At 59.4% G+C, this 19,516-nt stretch carries 14 protein-coding genes; 3 read left to right on the plus strand and 11 right to left on the minus strand.

Features of this window, described 5'->3' with window-relative positions; translation table 11 throughout:
* Positions 1 to 17: 17 nt before the first annotated feature.
* From nosZ to F8N43_RS18745, 11 genes are all read right to left on the minus strand, one after another.
* Positions 18 to 1,937 carry a TAT-dependent nitrous-oxide reductase gene (gene nosZ / locus F8N43_RS18695; protein ID WP_150632287.1) on the minus strand — a complete coding sequence of 640 codons (1,920 nt, stop codon included), beginning with the start codon at positions 1,935 to 1,937 and terminating at the stop codon, positions 18 to 20.
* Between the two features lie 55 nt (positions 1,938 to 1,992).
* Positions 1,993 to 4,173, minus strand: coding sequence for a transcriptional regulator NosR (gene nosR / locus F8N43_RS18700; RefSeq protein WP_150654157.1), 2,181 nt, complete (start codon positions 4,171 to 4,173; stop codon positions 1,993 to 1,995).
* Positions 4,174 to 4,283: 110 nt separating this feature from the next.
* Positions 4,284 to 5,672 carry an oxygen-independent coproporphyrinogen III oxidase gene (gene hemN, locus F8N43_RS18705; protein ID WP_150632285.1) on the minus strand — a complete coding sequence of 463 codons (1,389 nt, stop codon included), beginning with the start codon at positions 5,670 to 5,672 and terminating at the stop codon, positions 4,284 to 4,286.
* A gap of 22 nt (positions 5,673 to 5,694) precedes the next feature.
* Positions 5,695 to 7,041: a coproporphyrinogen III oxidase gene (locus F8N43_RS18710; RefSeq protein ID WP_150654158.1), complete on the minus strand. Its 1,347-nt coding sequence runs from the start codon at positions 7,039 to 7,041 to the stop codon at positions 5,695 to 5,697.
* 109 nt (positions 7,042 to 7,150) lie between these two features.
* The gene (locus F8N43_RS18715; protein WP_150654159.1) at positions 7,151 to 7,594 is read right to left on the minus strand and encodes a CopD family copper resistance protein; all 444 of its coding nucleotides are present in this window, start codon (positions 7,592 to 7,594) and stop codon (positions 7,151 to 7,153) included.
* Positions 7,595 to 7,796: 202 nt separating this feature from the next.
* Positions 7,797 to 9,797 carry a peptidase U32 family protein gene (locus F8N43_RS18720; RefSeq protein ID WP_150637205.1) on the minus strand — a complete coding sequence of 667 codons (2,001 nt, stop codon included), beginning with the start codon at positions 9,795 to 9,797 and terminating at the stop codon, positions 7,797 to 7,799.
* 244 nt (positions 9,798 to 10,041) lie between these two features.
* A complete protein-coding gene (locus F8N43_RS18725; protein WP_150632281.1) occupies positions 10,042 to 10,941 on the minus strand; it encodes a LysR family transcriptional regulator in 900 nt (299 codons plus the stop codon).
* Positions 10,942 to 11,256: 315 nt separating this feature from the next.
* Positions 11,257 to 12,393: an FAD binding domain-containing protein gene (locus F8N43_RS18730; RefSeq protein WP_150632280.1), complete on the minus strand. Its 1,137-nt coding sequence runs from the start codon at positions 12,391 to 12,393 to the stop codon at positions 11,257 to 11,259.
* Between the two features lie 54 nt (positions 12,394 to 12,447).
* The gene (locus tag F8N43_RS18735) at positions 12,448 to 13,560 is read right to left on the minus strand and encodes an alkene reductase (RefSeq protein ID WP_150632279.1); all 1,113 of its coding nucleotides are present in this window, start codon (positions 13,558 to 13,560) and stop codon (positions 12,448 to 12,450) included.
* A 37-nt stretch (positions 13,561 to 13,597) separates the two neighbouring features.
* Complete coding sequence (locus F8N43_RS18740) at positions 13,598 to 14,242, minus strand: DsbA family oxidoreductase (protein ID WP_150632278.1); 645 nt, start codon at positions 14,240 to 14,242, stop codon at positions 13,598 to 13,600.
* Positions 14,243 to 14,354: 112 nt separating this feature from the next.
* Positions 14,355 to 15,272 (minus strand): LysR family transcriptional regulator, encoded by a 918-nt coding sequence (locus tag F8N43_RS18745; protein ID WP_150654160.1) that lies wholly within the window; start codon positions 15,270 to 15,272, stop codon positions 14,355 to 14,357.
* A 244-nt stretch (positions 15,273 to 15,516) separates the two neighbouring features.
* Between F8N43_RS18745 and F8N43_RS18750 the strand changes: the two genes are divergently transcribed.
* The 3 genes from F8N43_RS18750 to F8N43_RS18760 are packed head-to-tail and all read left to right on the plus strand — an operon-like array spanning position 15,517 to position 19,504.
* Entirely contained in the window at positions 15,517 to 16,791 is a 1,275-nt protein-coding gene (locus tag F8N43_RS18750) for a c-type cytochrome (RefSeq protein ID WP_150654161.1), read from the plus strand.
* Positions 16,788 to 17,252 carry a (2Fe-2S)-binding protein gene (locus F8N43_RS18755; protein WP_150632275.1) on the plus strand — a complete coding sequence of 155 codons (465 nt, stop codon included), beginning with the start codon at positions 16,788 to 16,790 and terminating at the stop codon, positions 17,250 to 17,252. The genes F8N43_RS18750 and F8N43_RS18755 overlap by 4 nt, the downstream gene beginning before the upstream one ends.
* Entirely contained in the window at positions 17,249 to 19,504 is a 2,256-nt protein-coding gene (locus F8N43_RS18760; RefSeq protein WP_150654162.1) for a xanthine dehydrogenase family protein molybdopterin-binding subunit, read from the plus strand. Before F8N43_RS18755 ends, F8N43_RS18760 begins: the two co-directional genes overlap by 4 nt.
* Positions 19,505 to 19,516 lie beyond the last annotated feature (12 nt).

Raw genomic sequence — 19,516 nt, forward strand, 5'->3', positions numbered from 1 at the left:
CTGTCAACGCTCAACCGTCAGGCCCGCTCGACCTTCATGCGGCCGACCATTTCCATGTGCAGCGCATGGCAGAACCAGCTGCAGTAGTACCAATGCAGGCCGGCCTTGTCGGCGGTAAAGGTAATGGACGAGGTTTGCTGCGGGCTGATCTCCATGCTGGCGCCGTGGTTGGTCATGACGAAACCGTGGGACACGTCCTCGATCTGGTCGATGTTGGTGATGGTCACGGTCACTTCGTTGCCCTGCTTGACGGTGAACTCGGTCAGGCCATACGCCGGCGCCATGGAGGTCATGTAGACCCGCACCTGATTGCCGTCGCGGATGACTTTGTTGTCGGTCTCCAGGTTGATACCGTCCTTCTTGGCCAACTCCACGGTGGCGGCGAAGAACGGGTCGTTACGGCTCCAGATTTTCTGTGTCTTGATCTGATCCCGACGCGCGAGGATGCAATCGTGCGGTTCGGCAAACGCCGGGCCGTCGTGCACCAGTTTCATTTCATCGCCGGAAATATCGATCAACTGGTCGTTCTCCGGGTGCAGCGGCCCGGTCGGCAGGAAGCGGTCCTTGGAGAATTTGCACAACACCACCAGCCACTTGCCGTCCGCCTCACTGGTTTCGGTCAGCGAGGCGTGGTTGTGGCCGGGCTGGTAATGCACGTCGAGTTTCTGCTTGATGTAATTGACCTTCTCGCCCTTGTAGGCACGAATCGCGTCTTCCATGTTCCACTTCACCACCTGGCTGTCGATGAACAGCGTGGTGTAAGCGTTGCCGCGACCATCGAAGGTGGTGTGCAACGGGCCCAGACCCAGTTCCGGCTCGGCCACGATGACCTCGCGCGGGTCCTTGAATTTATCGGCGAACAGGTCGTCCAGACGGTCGATGGCGATCATCGACACCGTTGGCGACAGCTTGCCGTTGGCAATGAAGTACTTGCCATCGGATGAGGTGTTGAGGCCGTGGGGGTTCTTCGGCACCGGGATGTAACGGGTGAATTCGGAGTCTTTGCCATCGGTTTTCCGACCGTCGACCACCGGCACTTTCGAGTCTTCCAGGGTGATGAACTTGCCGGCCTTGATCGCGGCTTCGATACGCGGGATGTTGAACACCACAACCCAGTCACGCTCGTTGCGCATCATGCCGCCAAGGTCGTAGGCCTTCTCCGAGTTGTAGCAGGTGGACGCGGCGTATTTGCCGGTGTAGTCCATGTCGGCGTTGTCCAGGTTGCCGTCGACGATCACCTGAAACGCCATTTCCATTTTCTCGGCATCGACAGCGTTGAACATGGTGAAGCTGTTCTTGTCTTGCAGGTCGAAGGTGTGACCGTCATTAGGGTGTGGGATGACGAACTCGGCGTTGGCAAACACATACTTGGTGTACGGCACTTTTTGCAGGCGCAGGCCGTGAATGGCTTGCACGTTCGGCACCGTGAGCATCTTGTCGCACTTCATGATGTCCAGGCGGATGCGCGCGATACGGGAATTGGCCTTGTCGTTGATGAACAGGTACTTGCCGTCGTACTTGCCGTCCGTCATGGAGATGTGCGGGTGATGACAATCGCCGTTCTGGAACTTTGCGCTGTCGCCGAGGATGCGCTTGCTTTCGTTGGTCAGGCCCCAACCGGTGGCCGAGTCGACGTTGAACACCGGAATACGCATCAACTCGCGCATCGACGGTACGCCCAGCACCCGCACTTCGCCCTGATGACCACCGCTCCAGAAGCCGTAGTATTCGTCCAGCTCGCCGGGGCCGACATGGGTTTTGGCCTGCGCATCCTTGACCGCCGCCGCCCATGATTCGCGGCTGAACACCGCCCCGCCCAATGTCGTAGCACCCGCCAGCACCGCCCCGGTGACGGCGCTGCTGCCGAGAAAACCGCGACGGCTGAGCCCGGTGTGTTCTTCTTCCAGCACCGGTTTTGTGGATTCTGTGTCAGTCATGTTGGGTACTCCTTGAAGGGATAAAACGATCACTGCGGACGTGCGCTCGCAAGCTTTATTCAGGAGCCGTCACTTCCACGACAGGTATCAGTTGTGCCGCCACCGGTGCCGGTTTGTTGCGCTTCTTGCGCTTGTTGATCAGCGGCGGGCATTTGTTTTCGTTGTGGTAAGTCATCTGGCAATCGAGGCAGTAGTGGCACTCGTTGGCATTGATCCGGCCATCGGGGTGAATCGCCTGGATCTCGCATTCCCTGGCGCACAACTGGCAGGGGTCGCCGCACTCTTTGCGGCGTTTAAGCCAGTCAAACAGGCGCAACCTGGTCGGGATCGCCAACGCGGCACCCAACGGGCAGATGTAGCGGCAATAGACTTTGCGCGTGAAGAGGTTGATGACCAGCAGTGCCACGGCGTAGAGGACAAACCACCACTGACGGTCGAACCTGAGGGTGATGGCGGTCTTGAACGGTTCCACTTCGGCGAACAGTTCGGCGGTGGACATTGATTCCAGGGAGATGCCAAACAGCAGCAGCAAAATGATGTACTTGATCGCCCACAACCGCTCATGCACCGCGAAGGGCAATTCGTACTGGGGAATTTTCAGCTTGCGCGCGGCTTCGTTGATCAGTTCTTGCAAGGCGCCGAACGGGCACAGCCAACCGCAGAACACCCCGCGCCCCCAGAGCAGAATGCTCGCGGCGGTGAACACCCAAAGCATGAAGATCAACGGATCGGTGAGAAACAGCTCCCAGCGAAAATGCTCGAACAACGCGTGTACAAAGGTCAGGACATTGACCACCGACAGCTGCGCCAGCGCATACCAGCCGAGGAATACCACGGTGAACATCAGATAACCGCGACGCAGCCAATGCAGAAAATGCGGCCGGCGGGTGAACGTGTCCTGCAGGAACAGAATCGCCGCCAGCAGCAGCAACGCGGTGGCGAGTACGCCGATCTGAAAGTGCTTCTGGTACCAGATGGTCAACCACATCGGCCGGTTGGCTTCCTCGAGGGCGGCCAGTTCTTCGGCACTGGGGGCGGGGCGTTCAAGGTATTGCTCGGGCAATTGATAAGCCAGTTCGAAGCTGCTGAACATGCCGCTGACCGGACCGGTCTGACGGCGTACCAGCAACTCCAGGGACCAAGGCGATCCCGGATCGAACCCCGCCGGTTTGCGCACAATGAACACCGACATCTCGCTGAACTCGGGCATACCTTTGGCGAACACGTCGGAGAGGCGCTGATGGTCCATGTCGCGAAAGCTGATGACATTGCCGAACTGGCGCAATTGCACCCGGTCGAAAATCCCGCCGCGCACATAGCCCGAGCCTTTATACGAATACAACCCGCGCCCCAATACGGCGATAGCCTGCTCGCCGGGCTTGAGGTCTTGCATGAGGAAACGGTATTGATTGTCGCCCAGCAGCGCACGGCCGATGGTCGGCGGGTTCAAGTCGGCGGTGTACAGCTCGATAAAGGTGTCATCGACTTGATCCGGGCCGGCCGTGTCGACGCCTTCGGCTTCGGTGCCCTTGAAGGCCGCATCGACTTGCCCACGGGTCAGGTTCAAACGGCGGATAGCGCCGTTTCCGCTCAGTTGCTCCCAGGTGGCGGGCTCGAAAAAGTCCTGGCGAACGGTGGCGGGCCTGCTCTTCACCGCGCCTGTGTCCTCAATCAGCTTGAGTGATACGGCCACCTCATGGGCAGCGCGCATGATGACTTCATTGACCACCATGGCGGTGACGGTTGCGCCGGCGATGGCATCCACGGTGACCGCACTCGGGTCACTGGAGTGGCCGACAACCACCCGCTGGCTGACCTTGATCCCTTTGTAGCGGGCGCTGAAACCGTGGAGTTTTTCTTCGGGAATGCCGATCAGCAGAATCGGCTCATGGTGTTCCAGGACATAGGCATCCTGAATCACACCGGCGGTGTCGAGGATCACCTGAGTGTTGATCGGTTTGCCCGAGTAGGCCGGAATGTCCACCACGTCCAGGCTCTGGAAGACAAAACCGATGACCTTGCCGGCTGCCGACACCGTCCGCACGTTGAACGGGCCGTCGGGCGCGGAAACGGAGTCGGTTTGCGGGAAGACCTTCTCGATGCGCTGCTGCTCAATGTTGCCGTACGACTTGGCCTGTACCACCGCGAACATCGCGAGCATCAGCAGGACCATGACCACCAGACCGACGCTCCAGACGCGCAGGTTGCCAGGTATCGAAGGAGGATGGATTGTCATGAATGGGCTGATTTCAAAGGGTCTGCGGCCATGTTAGGGAGCGATAAGCGCCCTGCCCTTGATTGAAATCAACTTGCTGAAAAACCGCGGACCAGAGCCCTCCGGACACTTCAAACGGTGCGCGAAAACTGGCCTTTTTGCTGATCGCCCAAGTAGGCGTCGAACGCCATCGCGGCGCTGCGCATCATCAAATGCCCTTGCGGCAACAGCACCAGTTCGTCACGGTGAATACGTAAAAGTCCGTCGCGAACGTGCTCGTCCAGCTGGGCCAATGCCTCGGCGAAATACTCGGTGAAGCAGATAGCGTGACGCGCGTCGAACTTGGCGAAATCGATCCGGCCATGGCACATCAGGTCGCTGATCACATCGCGGCGCAACAGGTCGTCTGCGCTCAGGCGGTAACCCCGATGCACCGGCAACAGGCCTTGATCGATGCGCGCGTAGTACTGCGAAAGCTCCTTGACGCTCTGGCTGTAGCTGTCGCCGACCTTGCCGATCGAAGACACCCCGAGGCCGATCAAGTCGCAGTCGGCATGGGTGGAGTACCCCTGAAAGTTGCGTTGCAGCGTGCCATCGGCGCGGGCCAGCGCCAGTTCATCGTCCGGCAAGGCGAAATGATCCATGCCGATGTAGACATAGCCGGCCTCGGTCAAACGGCGAATGGTCAGCTCGAGCAACTCCAGCTTGCGTTCCGGCGGTGGCATGTCTGCAGGGCGAATCAACCGTTGCGCGCGCACCAGCTCCGGCAGATGCGCGTAGCTGTAGGCGGCGATCCGGTCCGGACGCAGGGCAATGATCTTGCCGAGGGTGACGTCGAAACTGTGTACCGTTTGCAGGGGCAGGCCGTAGATCAGATCGACGCTGATCGACTTGAATTGCGCCTCACGCGCCGCCGCGACCAGCGCATAAATCTGCGCTTCACTTTGCTGGCGATTGACCGCCGCCTGCACGTCGGGATCGAAGTCCTGTACGCCAAAGCTCAGGCGATTGAAGCCCAATTGACGCAGCGCCTGGATCTGTTCGGTATCGATGGTGCGCGGGTCGACTTCGATGGAAAACTCATGATCGTCGCTGTCGTCCATGTCAAATGCCTGGTGCAGACATTCCATCAGGTCCGCTAGTTGCTCACGGGTCAGATAGGTCGGCGTGCCCCCGCCCAGATGCAGTTGCGTCAGCTTGCGCGTGCTGTCGAACAGGGCGGCTTGCATGGCGATTTCGCGCTTGAGGTACGTCAGGTATTCGACGGCGCGATGGGTTTTCTGGGTAATGATTTTGTTGCAGGCGCAGTAGTAACAAAGGCTTTTGCAGAACGGAATGTGGATGTACACCGACAACGGTTTAGGGACAGCGGCCTGATTGCTGTCACGGGCGGCACGCTGGTAGTCGTCGACGGCAAACGCCTGATGAAACTGCGGCGCTGTCGGGTAAGAGGTGTAGCGCGGCCCGGGGCGGTCATATTTTTCGACCAGGGCACGATTGAAATCGAATGTAGGCTTCATGATCAGTCAACTCGCAGGTGGGTTAATGCCTTGCACTGTCCACCTTCCTTTCAAAAAGGCTGCAGATGGCATCCACTTCCTGCCGGCCGGCGGGAAGGATACTGATGAAACGGTCTGACAACTCGATCAAACCGTCACGACTCAATTGCTCCAGCAACGGCCATACGGATGAGAAGTACCTGGAGAACACCAGCCCAAAGCGCCGCTCGATGGCACGGATATCCAGCTCCTGATCACATGCCAGTCGCTCCATGACCATTTGCCTGATCTGTTCCCCCGCCTCGAAACGCCAGCCACGCGATGTCGGCAGTTGGTCGCTGTCCAGTTGATACTGATAACGCTCGATCGAGTCAGTATTTTGCGTATACAAATCGTCGATCTGGCTGATGGCACCCACACCGAGCCCGATGTGGTCGCAATAACCGTGACGGGTGAACCCCTCGCAGGTGCGGCGCAAACGGCCTCGCTCCTGAGCAATCGCCAGATCATCGTCGGGCCGGACAAACTGCCCCATGCCGATGTAGTGATACCCCGCGGCAAGCAATTGTTCGAAGCAGATCTGACGCATCGCGCCTTTGTCGTCCTGGCTACACAACGCCCTGGCCGTGTCACCGAGCACAGGCCGATATCGGCGTGGCGGGCGGGCGTAGTCGAATACCATCAGCCTGTCCGGCTCCAGCTCGATAATCGTCGTCAGCTTCAGGGCAAAACTGTCCGGTGTTTGCCAGGCATGACCAAACCCCAGGTCGACATTGATGGAGCGATAACCAAAGGTGCGCGCGGCATCGATGAGTGAATGGATCGGCGCCGGGTTCTGGTAACACACCACGGACATCTCGCACTCGGTGTCAATGTCCGGAACGCCGATGCTGACGTGATTGAATCCGTGGTCGCGCAGCACGCCCATGGTCGACCAATCAGTGTGATGCAGGTCCACTTCAACGCTGTAGTCGCCGCCCTCATGCGCCAGAAAGTTGAATCGTCTACGCAAATGACTCATCAGCCGCTGGAGGTGGGCGATGGTGAGCGTTCCACCGCCCAGGTGAAACTGCTCGACGCGTTGCTCTGGGTCGAGGTGACAACCGACCAGGTCAATTTCATGTTCCAGACGTTGCAGGTACTGCTCGATAGCGCCGTGCTCGCCGGAGGCATCGGCAAGGGTGCAAAAGGATGGTTTGAGGCCAGAAGGCAGGCGCACATTCAGGGAAAGCGGCCGGCGCTTCTGGCGACTGACGCGCAAGGCACGAAGCAGGTCCAGAGAGCCGATGCCGTTGTGAAACTTTTGCGTGTCGGCATGACAGTTGGGGTCGAGTACGCCCTGATCGCACCGAGCGACAAGCTCGCCGGGGTGGTGAAAGAAATCGAGCATGACAAGTCTCCCAGACTGGCTGCGGTTCTTCAGTGTCCGGGATCGGCAATCATCGCTCCTTGATTTGTATCAAGCCGTCAGTCACGCGCTTGCAGGGACCGACCATCGGTCACCACGCCAGGTAAAACATGCTCTTGGCGAGCAACACGATGACGACCATATGGCAGAACAGACTGCCGTGGATGAACTGCAGGTATCGAGCGTTCATGCGGCCGCTTTTGAATAAAAACATGGCGACCAGAAAATGCAGGAGCACACTCACGGCGACGACGATTTTCAACATCAGTAACGTGCCGAACGATGACGTCAGCGGTGCGGCCAGAACGGGCAAGTAACGCTGCCAGACCATGCCGAGCCCCGCGCCGAACAACACCAGCAAGACCCACGGCATCAGCGTCCGGGCTCGACGACCAATGCCCTGTTCGACCAGCAACATCACTCTGGCGGGCAACTGCTTGCGGATGTTTTCCAGAAACAGGACTTCGAAGAACACCGTGCCGATGAAGATCAGCGCGGCAAACAGGTGCAAGGTCAAAAAAAGGGGGTAGACCATGAGAGGGATGGCTCTGATGACTCAGCGAGAGGAACTTCAATCCCATTGTGTCGCCCGTGTCGGGGGCTTCGGCCCAATGGGAACTCGCGCGTGCATCCGCAATGGCGCGCGAGTGTTCCTTCGAAGAATACAGAGCAGCCCGTACCATGCGCTTGACGCCGATCAAGAACGCTCCCGTCCCTGACACGGGCTAGCCCACTTTTCAGTGGGGCGCGCGCGGAATCGTCTTGAGCAGATCTTCAGGGCTGATGTAACCGACGACCGGCTCCGCAACGCTGCCCGGTAGTGGCAGGTCAAGGATGTGGCCCTTGATCTTGCCGATCACGTGCATTTCGCAAGGTTTGCAGTCGAACTTCAACGTCAGCACCTCGTCACCGTGCACCAATTGCATCGGCGCGACCTTGGTGCGAACGCCGGTGACGCCTTTGGCCTGTTTGGGGCAGAGGTTGAAAGAGAAGCGCAGACAGTGCTTGGTAATCATCACCGGCACTTCGCCGGTTTCCTCGTGGGCCTCGAAGGCTGCATCGATCAGCTTCACGCCATGACGGTGATAGAAGTCGCGGGCCTTTTGGTTGTAGACGTTGGCCAGGAACGACAGGTGCGATTCCGGGTACACCGGCGGCGGATTGGTTTCCGCCTTGCGGCCACCCCGTGGATGGGCCAGCAGACGGGCCGCGGTCAACGCTTCGATCACTTCCCGACGCAAGGCTTTGAGCTGCGAGTTGGGGATGAAGAACGCCTGGGGTGCATCGAGCTTGATGGCTGTCGCGTGGTAGTCGGTGGTGCCCAGTTGACCGAGCAGATCACGCAGTTGCTCAAGGGCCTGCTCTGGCTTGTTGGCCAGACCGAACGGGCCGTCCAGGGACACGCTGGCGCTGACGCCCTCCTCGCTGGTGGCGGTGAGTTGCAGGCGCTGCTCATCGAGCTGCGCGACCCAGGCCAGGCCGATGCGACGTTCGGCGGAAGTCTTCTGCAAGGCTTGCTGCCAGTTATGGTCCAGGTTGCGGCTCAGTGGATGGTTGGGCCGCAGCTTGTACATCCCTTCCGGCATCTCGTTGGGCTCGACGCGGTAGCGATAGCGCTTCTGGCCATCTTCGTCGAACTCGCCCTTGGGTTCGGCGATGTTGGCGCGAAAACCCACTACCTCGCGTTTGATCTGCACATTGAGACCGTCGCCGTTGGACAGCGGTTCGCAGGTCACCACCTGCAAATCACGCTTGCCGACCTTCTCCACCACGCCCACCGGCAAACCCGTGAACGTCGGTGAATCGAAGGCTCCGATGTCGACCTTGCGCTCGCTGACAAAGTAGTCGGTGCTGCCACGGTGAAAGGTCTTGTCCGGGTCGGGCACAAAGAAATGCGCGGTGTGACCACTGGACGCACGGGCCAGGTCCGGACGATCTTCCAGAACATCGTCCAGCCGCTGGCGGTAGTAGGCCGTGATGTTCTTCACATAGCCCATGTCCTTGTAACGTCCTTCGATCTTGAACGAGCGAACGCCAGCTTCCACCAACGCACGGATGTTGGCGCTCTGATTGTTGTCCTTCATCGACAGCAGGTGTTTTTCGTAGGCGACGACGCGGCCCTGGTCGTCCTTGAGGGTGTACGGCAAACGACAGGCCTGTGAACAGTCGCCACGGTTGGCGCTGCGACCGTTCTGTGCGTGGGAGATGTTGCACTGGCCGGAGAATGCGACACACAACGCACCATGGATGAAAAATTCGATCGCCGCATCGGTCTCGTCGGCGATGGCGCGAATCTCTTGCAGGTTCAGCTCGCGGGCCAGTACCAGTTGGGAGAAGCCCGCCTGATCAAGGAACTTCGCCCGTGCCAGGGTACGGATGTCGGTCTGGGTGCTGGCGTGCAGCTCGATCGGCGGGATATCCAGCTCCATCACACCCAGGTCCTGGACGATCAACGCATCGACCCCGGCATCGTACAGCTGGTGGATCAGCTTGCGGGCCGGCTCCAGCTCGTTGTCATGCAGGATCGTGTTGATCGTGGTGAACACCCGGGCGTGGTAGCGCCGGGCGAACTCCACGAGTCGGGCGATTTCGCTCACCTCGTTGCAGGCGTTGTGGCGGGCGCCGAAGCTGGGGCCACCGATGTAAACGGCGTCGGCACCATGCAGGATGGCCTCGCGGGCGATGCTCACGTCACGAGCGGGGCTGAGCAGTTCCAGGTGATGTTTGGGCAGAGACATATTCTTATCTGGTTGGTCACGGTCGAGGCACGCATTGTAGCGGCCAAATGCTTGACCGGCACCCGTGGGCTGCCAAGTGGGGCCCCGCTATCGTTACATCAACCATCCCTGTCTTATACACATCAATGACCGCGAGCCATGGAGCTCTTCGAAAGGCCTTTATCAAAATACGAATTCATATCAATAAACGACGCACACGTTACTCGATGAAATAACGCGGTCTTGTCAGAGGCACAGGACGTGCTTAGGGGGCGAGTATTTCCTTGAGAAACTCGATGAACACATTGATGCGGCTGGAGCCACGATGATTAGGCAGATACAGCGCATTGATGCAGGTGCTTGCACTGCCAGGGTTGACCTCATACTGCGACAACACGCGTGTCAGCCGACCTGCGCTGACGTCGTCACGCACCAGCCAATCGGCCAACAGCGTCACCCCGCCACCGGCCAGCGCTGCCTCGCGCAGAATGTCGGCGTTGTTGCTTTGCAACCGCCCCTGCACATTCAAGCGAATGACTTCCTCGTCGCCCTGGAAGGTCCAATTGTGGTGGCCCGTGCGGTAATCGAAACGCAAGCACTGATGCTCCAACAGGTCACGCGGATGCCGGGGTAGCCCGGTACGCGTCAGGTATTCGGGACTCGCCACCACCCAACGCTGGAAGTCACCTACCCGCTTGCTGACGATGTCATCACTGACAACTGATGAACCGAGACGCACTGACACATCGATTTGCTCGCTGAGCAGGTCACTGACCTCGTCGCTCAGCGAAAGACTGATCTCCAGGCCAGGATGGCGCTCAAGCAAGCGTCCCAGATGAGGAGCAATGATACGTCGGCCGAATTCCACCGGGACGCTGGCCCGCAAACGCCCCTGGGCTTCACTGCCACGGTCGGTAACGACGGCATCCGCCTCGTCGATGGCCTCGAGGATCGCTACTGCTTTGTCGAAATAGTGCTGCCCCGCCACCGTGACGCTGGTGTTGCGCGTGGTGCGGTTAAGCAGGCTGGCGCCCAACTCACTTTCCAGCCCGGCGACTTGTCGCGTCACCGACGAAGTGGAGATGCCGAGCTTGCGCGCCGCTGCCGAATAACCACCACAGCGTACCGTTTCGACAAACATCTTGAGCGCCAGCAACTTATCCATAAGCGGATTCCGAGATCGAAAAGTGGAGGTAAACGACTGTGCATGACCACGCCTTGGGCGTCTTGCATGGCTGTGCTCAATCGGTAGCGGGTTTGCGGTTGCAGGCCTTCTCGACGACCTGCGTGCGCTCTTGAACGACAACATCCTTCGGTCAATCGCGTCAATCGAATCAGGCTTGGTGTCGGCCATTGCCACTACTTTTTATCGATCGATCAGTAAGCGTGTGACTATAGCAGAACACTCATCTCCGCCAGCGCGCGCCCATGATTCCGATTCAGATGGAAACGATAACGCGTATGAGCGGGTTAAACGAAATCAGGTGATGCCCATGATCCGGTTCCCCATGCTCACACCCCAATCGCCCATTCGCTTGCCTTCTGCCAGTTGCTGTTGCTGCCAGACCAGCAAGCCTTTATCGAGGTCACCGGTGTCGTCGATCACTTGAGCCAGGGACAAGGCATTGCGAGCCGCCTTGGCCGTGCTCCCGGCGGTATGAGGGCGCGGCACAAAAGCAGCATCGCCCGTCAGCAACACACGACCAAACACCATTTGAGGGACTTTCAGATCAAGGATCGCTTGAACAAAAATATCCTTGGTCTGGCGAATCAGTTCACGAAAAGCCGGGTTGGCATGCTGCTCACCCATGTCCCGCAAGTAAGCCTCCTGCTCAGTGGCCAAGGCTCCCGGTGGAATGGAGTGGCTACGCCGATGACCATTGCTGTCAGTAAGCACAGCATCCAATTGCGCGCCTTGGGCCGCTTTCAAATACCAGAGCCAGTTAAACCGTCGCTCGCCAGGATTAACCGAGCCGTTCAAACCCGGCACCATGTATTCCAACATCAGCGATTCTGGGTCCTGTTGAAAAACAAAGTCCTCGTACAGCTGCGCTTTGGCGAAGTCTGGAAGTCCGTGTTCATCAACCAGACCCCGCCAGACCACATACCCCGAATAGCTATATTGCGCCCCAGGCAACACCAGACTCCGCACGGTCGAGCCCGCACCGTCGGCACCAATCAGCAGGTCACCCTCGGCACGGCTGCCGTCTGCAAAATTCGCAGTGACTCGTTGCTCATTTTGAGTCAGATCAACCAGCGTCTTTCCACGGTGATAGTGCTCGGCCGGGAAGGCAGAGAACAAGGCGTTGTAGAGCGTGTTCCAGGATGTCTGGGTTTGCGGCATCGGCTCTTTATGCACGACAGTGCCCGCTCGATTCAGATACAGGCGATCATGGGACCGGACCCCAAGCGCATTGGCAGGTTTGATCCCCGCATAGCGAAAATGCTGTAACACATCCGCTTGCAGAACAATGCCTCCACCACGGCTATCCATCGCTGCGGGGGATCGCTCGAACACCTCCACGTGCCAGCCAATCGCACGCAACGCCGTGGCGGCGAACAACCCGCCCAGGGAACCACCAATGACCAAGGCCTTCGGAACGTCCGGATGCTTCATTATCTTTCTCCTCGTAACGGGGTGATTCCCACAGCCTCTGGATTCGACGTTGCGTTATGCCAACACCGGGTAGTCGATGTACCCCTTGGCGTCGCCGCCAAAAAAGCTGTTGCCGTCCGCCAGGTTGAGTTCGGTTCGGCCACGCAAGCGAGCCGGCAAGTCGGGGTTGGCAATGAACGGGCGTCCGAAAGCGATGAGGTCGGCACGCCCCTGCGCGATGGCCTGTTCGGCCGTTTCGCCGGTGTAACCACCCGCCAGCATCAGAACGCCATGGAAGTCAGTACGCAACTGCTTGATGATGGCGTCCCAGCGTGGATCGTTACTTTCATCGAGCACCGTGCCGACCATCATTGGTTCTACCAGGTGCAGGTAAGCGAGGTTCCAGTGATTGAGCCGGGACGCAATGTAGCCAAAGGTTTGTTCCGGGGTGTCATCGCCCATGCCCATGAAACGCCCCATCGGTGTCAGGCGCACAGCAACGCGTTCGGCACCTATTTCTTCGGTCACGGCTTGCACGACTTCGAGCAGTAGCCGCGCACGATTTTCGATACTTCCACCGTAGCGATCATTACGTTGGTTGCTGGCGCTGTTGATAAATTGGTCAAGCAGATACCCATTGCCCGCGTGAATCTCCACACCGTCCATACCGGCAAGCAGCGCATTGCGGGCGGCTCTGCGGAAGTCGGCAACGATCGCTTCAATGCCTGGAATGTCCAGTTCCTGAGGAACCGGTACATCACCCCAGACCCCCTCGCCCTTTTCATTCAGGATGAACGTCTTGCCGGGCACCGGCTGCGCGGTCGGCGCCACCGGCAGGCCGCCGCCAGGTTGAAACACCGGATGCGACACCCGCCCCACATGCCAAAGTTGCAGGAAGATGCGCCCGCCTTCTGCGTGTACGGCCTCGCTGACAGCTTTCCAGCCCTGAACCTGCTCGTCGCTATGGATGCCGGGCGTCCAGGCGTAACCCTGGCCCTGCTGCGAAATCTGCGTAGCCTCGGTAATGATCAACGCCGCACTGGCACGCTGACGGTAGTACTCGACGTTCATCGAGGTGGGTACGTTGCCGGGTTGGCCCGCCCGCGAGCGAGTCAGAGGGGCCATGGCGACGCGGTGATCGAGGGTGAGTTGGCCGAGTTTGATTGGGCTGAACAAGTGATGAGTCATGATGACTTCCTGAATGGGTATGGATTGAAAAAGGGGCTCAAGCGGCCTGGCTTCGTCTGAGTATCTGGATCATTACTTCGATGGGCTGAGCGCCGCTGATCACGTCTTCTGCAATTTGAATACTCGGTACCGAGCGCACACCGGAGGCCTTGGTTATGGCCTCGAGCTTCAGGACTTCAGCGGTGCCTTCCTCGGTGTTGAGAAAGTCGACAATTGCCCCGCGGTCCAGCCCCGTTTCGGCAGCGATGTCGGCCAGCACATTGAGGTCGCCGATATCCCGCCCCTCGCTGAAGTACGCCTTGAAAATGGCTTTGATCAGGACGCGGGCATCTCTACCCGCCTGCTGTTCTCGCCATACCAGCCGATGCCCGGCCATGGTGTTGGGGGTTTTTTCGATTCGGTCGTAATCGAACCCCAGCCCGACAGCCTTGCCGGCGTGAGTGACCTGCGCATCCATGGCCTGGCTACGCGCCCAGCTGCCGAACTTGCCAGAGCGGTAGGCTTTACGATCCATGCCCTGAACAGGCATGTCGGGATTCAACTGATAAGGCAGGAAAGTAATGTGGCTGTCCGTTGAAGAACCCGACGCGACGAGCGCGCGTTCGAGATTTTCCTCACCGATCCAGCACCATGGGCAGATGAAGTCGTAAGTCACCTGAATAGTGGATGAGTGCAAACTCATGGCAGTCTCCGTGGTTGAATGTTTTCACACCCCCAAGGTAGGCGCCCGGACCTCGTCAGAGAATCCACCGTCTGCACAACGTTGCGTTTCGCAAAACGCAACGATGAGCCGATCACCCCACGGCCTGATGTTCCGATCCGAGTAATTCGGTGAGGAAATCAATGAACGCGTTGATCCGTTTCGAGCCGCGGTGATTGGGCAGGTACAAGGCCGAGATCGCCGAACTTGCGCTGTTCGGATTGACGACAAAAGCGTCGAACAAGGACGTGAGGCGACCACCGTCGATGTCATCATTGACCAGCCAATCGGGTAACAGCGCCATCCCGCACCCGGCCAGTACCACTTCGCGCAAGACCTCGGCATTGTTGCTCTTGAATGGCCCATCGACGGGCACACGAATCGCCTGGTCCTTGCCTGTAAATGTCCAGGCTTGCTGCGGTGCTCCGTAGTTGAAGCACATGCACTCGTATTGCATGAGGTCCATGGGGTGGTCAGGACATCCACGAGCATTCAGATACTCGGCACTGGCGACTACCCGGCATCGAAAGCTACCGATGCGGCGACTGACCACCGCTTCCATCGCCGCTGGCGACCCCATCCGGATCGATAGATCGATGCGCTCGCCGAGCAGATCAACGATGTCGTCAGACAGCGTCATATCCAGCATGAGCATAGGGTAACGCTCTAGAAGCGTGGAGATATGAGGGGCGATAAGGCGATGTCCAAAGGCCACGGGCACCGAAATACGCAGCTGTCCTGCGGGCACTTCACCGCGATCCGAGACTGACTCGTCAGCCTGCGCCATGGCTTTCAGAATATCCCGGCCTTTCACGTAATAAGCCTTCCCGGCATCCGTCAACGTGACTCGCCGGGTAGAACGATTAAGCAGCACGATGCCGAGGTCATGCTCAAGCCTGTCGATCATTCTGGTCACTGAAGAGGTCGCCAGATTGAGATGCCTGGCGGCTGAGGAAAAGCCCTTGGAATCTGCCGACTGGATGAACATTTTCAGTGCGAGCAGCTTGTCCATGAAACGCCTTCAATGCCATCGGTACATTCCTTGAGAAGCTATCTTTGGCCAAAGGCGAAAGCGGCGCGAGTTAACGGTTGTTAATTCTGACGTCGTTGCGCTGGACGCAATGTAGCGTTGCGCCTTGATGGGGTACTCCACCACCACCGCCTTCTCTAAGCTCACTCAACAGAAAGTCGCCGTACGCCAATCGGACGCGGCGGATTGAAAAATCTGTCGTTCATTCAGCTCGAGAGGTAAGGCGATGAAGCTCAAGACGATCATCGGTGCCGTTCTGGCGATCGGCGTCGTGGGGATAGGGTTTGCATTCTGGATGATGTGGAGGCCGGAAATTGCCACTGTCAGCCAACCCCGAGACGCAGGTCGCGAGACCCTGGACAGAGGCCGGCGCGTCGTCGAAGCGGGAGACTGTGCGGTCTGCCACACGCGGCCAGGCGGCGCTTACATGGCAGGCGGTTTGCCGCTGATAACGCCCTTCGGAACACTCTTCACCACCAACATCACCCCGGACCGGGAAACCGGTATCGGTCAGTGGTCGCTGGACGCCTTTGAACGAGCCATGCGTGAAGGCATCGCGCGCGACGGCCACTTTCTCTATCCGGCCTTCCCCTACGTGCATTACCGAAAGATGAGCGATACCGATATTGCCGACGCCTATGCCTTCCTGATGAGCGTGGACCCGGTCAACTACACCGCCCCGGAAAACCACATGGTCTTCCCCATGAACTTCCGGCCGCTGGTGTCTTTCTGGAACCTGCTGTTCCTGCATGGGGATCCGCTGGAGCCACTTCCCGACCGATCAGCACAATGGAACCGCGGACGCTATCTGGTCGAGGGCGCGGGACACTGTTCATCCTGCCATTCACCCCTGAACCTGATTGGCGGGGAGAAAAGCAGCGAGCTGTTCAACGGCGCTATCGTCGACGGCTGGTCGGCTCCTGCCCTGCGCGGAATGGCGACTGCGCAACATCCCTGGAATGAAGCCCAACTGGTCGCCTATCTGACCGGCGAGGTCGCCGAAGGACACGGCGCAGCAGCGGGCCCGATGTTGCCGGTCAGCCTGAGCATCGCGCAGTTGCCGGTGGAAGACGCCCATGCCATCGCGCAGTACATTCTTGACCTCAAAAAAACCTCGCCGGATACGACATTGCCGCCCTGCGCGTCTGAAGCCAAACCCGGTGCCAAGGCGCTTCTGGGCGCTTCGCTGTTCGACGGTGCCTGCGCGAGTTGCCACGGCAGCGCGGCACCGATGCGCGTCATTGAATCGAGGCCAGCGCTGGCAAACACTTCGGCGGTGATGGCGGACTCGCCACGCAATTTGATCCAGACCATCCTGCAGGGCATTCCGATGTCCACTGCCGCACCCAGCCATTACATGCCGGCCTTCGCCCATAGCCTGGACGATACCCATCTGGCCGCCATTGCCGAGTACTTGCGCAACGAGAGCTGTGCGACCAGACCCTGGACGGATCTCGACCAGACAATCAAAAGCATTCGGGCTCAGGAGCAGCAACCGTGATCACACTCGACATCAATGGCAAGACTCACGAACTGGACATCGCGGCGGACATGCCCCTGCTATATGCCTTGCGCAACCAGGTGGGGCTCAATGGCGCCAAATACGGCTGCGGTCTGGGTCAGTGCGGCGCCTGCACAGTGTTAGTGAACGACAAACCGGTGTTTTCCTGCCTGACACCCTGCGGTGCATTGGCGGGCAAAGCGGTGCGCACCGTGGAGAGCCTGGGCAGCGCCGACCAACCGGGGCCGTTGCAGAAAGCCTTTATCGACGAACAGGCCGCCCAGTGCGGCTATTGCATCGCGGGGATGATCGTACGGGCACAGGCGTTGTTAGAGGCCAACCCTCAGCCGGACGATGAAACGATCCGTCGCCACATGGCGCCCAACTTGTGCCGTTGCGGCACCCATGTGCGGATCCTCGCCGCGATCAAGTTGGTCATCGCGCAGGGAGCCAAGGTATGAAAACCTCAAAGCAAAACGTCAATCTGAGCCGCCGCGCCTTCGTGATAAACGGCGCATTGGTGATGGGGTTCGCGATGCTTCCGGGTATTCCCCGCGCCTTCGCTGACACCGAAGTGGACACCTTGGGCACGCAAATCCTGGCGCCTGACCTGCCGGGCAGCCTGCGGGCCACGCCCTATCTGGACGCCTGGATCCGCATCGATGCGAAAGATGGCATTACCGTCTACACCGGCAAAGTGGAGCTGGGCACTGGCGTTAAAACTGCGCTCCTGCAAATCGCCGCCGAACGCCTGGAAGTGTCGCCCGGGCTCATCCGTTTTCTCACCGCGGACACCGCGCTGACGCCCAACGAAGGCTATACCGCCGGCAGCCATACAATCGTCGACAGCGGCACTGCGTTGTTCAATGCTGCGGCTCAGGTGCGTCAGCTATTGCTCGAATCTGCGGCACGGCAATGGCAACAGAAAGTCGACAGCCTGAGCACGCGGGACGCCGTGATCTACGATGCGCAAGGTCGCAGCATGACCTACGTGCAAGCGGTTGTCGGGGTTCAACTGCATCGCTTCGCATCGGTCAGCTCCCCCTTCAAGCCAGCCAGCAGCTTCACCCTGATCGGCAAATCATTGCCTCGACTGGACATTCCAGCAAAGGTCAGCGGCGGTGCGGCTTATGTGCAAGACATGCGCCTGCCCGACATGCTGCATGCCCGTGTGATACGCCCACCCCGGCGCGGCAGCCAGTTGCTGGACATCGACGAGACTGCCCTCAAAAAACTCCCCGGCGTGGTGAAACTGGTCCGCAACGGCAGTTACCTCGCCGTGGTCGCCACCGATGAATGGCTGGCAGTCAAAGCGATGCGCGAGGGCTACGTCACTGCCCGCTGGACTGAAGGTAATCCGCTACCCGACTCGACACACATCCATCAACTCCTCACCGAATTGCCGGCGCGGCGCTACCCGGTGAGCGCCAAAGGCAACCTCGCGCAACCTGCACCAGGTGCCTACAAAGCACGGGTGACCAAGCAGTACCTGATGCACGGTTCCATCGGGCCGTCCTGCGCTGTGGCCTGGTTCAAGGACGGAACACTGACCGTCTGGACTCACACTCAAGGCGTCTATCCCCTGCGCATGGGCATCGCCGAGATGGTCGGCCTGCCAGTGGCCCAGGTGCGTTGCATCCACACCGAAGGCTCCGGCTGCTATGGCCACAACGGCGCGGATGACGCCGCCGCCGATGCCGCGCTGATCGCCATGGCCATACCCGGCAAACCGATACGGGTGCAATGGATGCGTGAACAGGAAAATCTCTGGGAACCCTACAGTTCGGCGATGCTTGCCGACGTGGAAGCAGGACTGGACGACAGCGGGCGCCTTCGTGACTGGAAATACGAACTCTGGAGTACTCCGCACAACGAGCGCATCGTCAATGCCGGGCGCCTGTTACCGGCGTGGTTGCTGGCCAAGCCCTTCACGCCCGCCCCTTCGATCCCGATCGCCCAACCCGAGGGCGACGGCGACCGTAACGCGGTGCCGTTGTACGAGATACCCAACCTGAAGGTCGATCTGAACTTCGTTATGAGCATGCCCTTCAGGACTTCGGCCATGCGTTCACTCGGCGCCCATATCAACGTGTTCGCCATCGAGAGCACAGTCGATGAACTGGCAGCGCAGGCCGCCGTGGATCCGGTGCAATTTCGCCTCAATCACTTGAGTGATCCGCGAGCTCGGGCGGTGGTGGAACGTGTGGCCAGCGCCTTTGGTTGGCCGCAAAAGGCAACCGGCCCCGGCAGCGGGATAGGCTTCGCCTTCGCTCGCTATAAAAACATCATGGGTTACTGCGCGATTGCCGTGCAGCTGCATGTGCAACGCCAGACCGGGCAAGTGACGATCGATCGGGTGGTTGCCGCCGTCGATGTGGGGCAAATCGTCAGCCCCGATGGGCTGCTCAATCAAATCCAGGGCGGCATCGTGCAGTCCGCCAGCTGGACGCTCTACGAACGCATCCTCTATGACGCCAGTGGCATGCACAGTTTCGATTGGAGTGGCTACCCGATCATGCGTTTTCCCGAGTTGCCGCAACGGGTCGAGGTCCACATGATTGATCAGCCGGACCAGCCTTTTCTCGGTGCCGCGGAAATCGTCCAGGGCCCCATGGCTGCGGCGCTGGGCAATGCCATCAGTGATGCCACCGGCAAGCGTTTGCTGGATCTGCCGCTGGCGCGACGGGGCTGGCAGGATGCGCTGGGGTCATGATCGATCCAGATT

It is taken from the genome of Pseudomonas fluorescens, from assembly GCF_902498065.1.
GTDB classification, from domain to species: domain Bacteria; phylum Pseudomonadota; class Gammaproteobacteria; order Pseudomonadales; family Pseudomonadaceae; genus Aquipseudomonas; species Aquipseudomonas fluorescens_BJ.

What these genes read in the sequence shown, in the direction of transcription:
- nosZ (WP_150632287.1), bottom strand. Translation starts at nt 1,937, where the DNA reads ATGACTGACACAGAATCCACAAAACCGGTGCTGGAAGAAGAACACACC.
- nosR (WP_150654157.1), bottom strand. Translation starts at nt 4,173, where the DNA reads ATGACAATCCATCCTCCTTCGATACCTGGCAACCTGCGCGTCTGGAGC.
- hemN (WP_150632285.1), bottom strand. Translation starts at nt 5,672, where the DNA reads ATGAAGCCTACATTCGATTTCAATCGTGCCCTGGTCGAAAAATATGAC.
- F8N43_RS18710 (WP_150654158.1), bottom strand. Translation starts at nt 7,041, where the DNA reads ATGCTCGATTTCTTTCACCACCCCGGCGAGCTTGTCGCTCGGTGCGAT.
- F8N43_RS18715 (WP_150654159.1), bottom strand. Translation starts at nt 7,594, where the DNA reads ATGGTCTACCCCCTTTTTTTGACCTTGCACCTGTTTGCCGCGCTGATC.
- F8N43_RS18720 (WP_150637205.1), bottom strand. Translation starts at nt 9,797, where the DNA reads ATGTCTCTGCCCAAACATCACCTGGAACTGCTCAGCCCCGCTCGTGAC.
- F8N43_RS18725 (WP_150632281.1), bottom strand. Translation starts at nt 10,941, where the DNA reads ATGGATAAGTTGCTGGCGCTCAAGATGTTTGTCGAAACGGTACGCTGT.
- F8N43_RS18730 (WP_150632280.1), bottom strand. Translation starts at nt 12,393, where the DNA reads ATGAAGCATCCGGACGTTCCGAAGGCCTTGGTCATTGGTGGTTCCCTG.
- F8N43_RS18735 (WP_150632279.1), bottom strand. Translation starts at nt 13,560, where the DNA reads ATGACTCATCACTTGTTCAGCCCAATCAAACTCGGCCAACTCACCCTC.
- F8N43_RS18740 (WP_150632278.1), bottom strand. Translation starts at nt 14,242, where the DNA reads ATGAGTTTGCACTCATCCACTATTCAGGTGACTTACGACTTCATCTGC.
- F8N43_RS18745 (WP_150654160.1), bottom strand. Translation starts at nt 15,272, where the DNA reads ATGGACAAGCTGCTCGCACTGAAAATGTTCATCCAGTCGGCAGATTCC.
- F8N43_RS18750 (WP_150654161.1), top strand. Translation starts at nt 15,517, where the DNA reads ATGAAGCTCAAGACGATCATCGGTGCCGTTCTGGCGATCGGCGTCGTG.
- F8N43_RS18760 (WP_150654162.1), top strand. Translation starts at nt 17,249, where the DNA reads ATGAAAACCTCAAAGCAAAACGTCAATCTGAGCCGCCGCGCCTTCGTG.